This window comes from Streptomyces sp. JW3, assembly GCF_052216785.1.
Lineage (GTDB): Bacteria > Actinomycetota > Actinomycetes > Streptomycetales > Streptomycetaceae > Streptomyces.
In genome coordinates this window covers 1-682 of record NZ_JBQOUX010000257.1, presented here as the reverse complement: position 1 = coordinate 682, position 682 = coordinate 1, and the positions used below count along the sequence as shown (strand labels likewise).

General features: G+C 69.5%; 1 protein-coding gene. It reads right to left on the bottom strand.

Annotated features, from left to right (window positions below; translation table 11 throughout):
* Positions 1-647, bottom strand: a 647-nt coding sequence (locus ACTT8P_RS38385; RefSeq protein WP_442836417.1) for an AMP-binding protein, incomplete at its 3' end; no start/stop codon positions are given.
* Positions 648-682: the final 35 nt, after the last annotated feature.

Here is a 682-nt window from a genome sequence, read left to right as displayed (position 1 = left end):
TTCCACACGTCCGCCTGCCCACGCCAGCGCGCCGCGAGATCGGCGTTCAGCCGCTCCGCACCCAGCACCCAGGTCCGTACCCCCGGCACCGCCTCCGGATCCAGGACCCCCAGCAGAGACGGCACCACACTGGCCACCGTCACCCCCGAGTCACGGATCATCCCCGCCAACACCTGCGCGTCCCTACGCTGCTCGGCCGTCGCGATCGCCAGCGTGCCGCCGTGGGCGAGCGTCACGGTCACATCCAGCACCGACGCGTCGAAACTGAACGACGCGAACTGCAACGTCACCTCACCCGGACCCGCACCCAGCACCGGGCCCATCGCCGCCACCAGATTCGCCACACCACCATGCGCGACCGCCACCCCCTTCGGCCGCCCCGTCGACCCCGACGTATAAATCACATACGCCAAACGATCTGGATCGAAGGGCACGTTCAGCGGCTCCTCGCACTCGACCGTGATCGCCTCTGCCGCACCGGACAGCCACTCTTCGTCGATCACCAACGCCGCACCACTGTCGGCCGCCATGAACGCCAGCCGATCCGCCGGATACTCCGGGTCCAACGGTACGTACGCCGCCCCGGCCTTCCACACCCCGAGCACCGCCACGACCATGTCGACGCCACGAGGCAGCCGCAGCCCCACCCGCGACTCAGTGCCGACACCCTGGCCACGCAGGA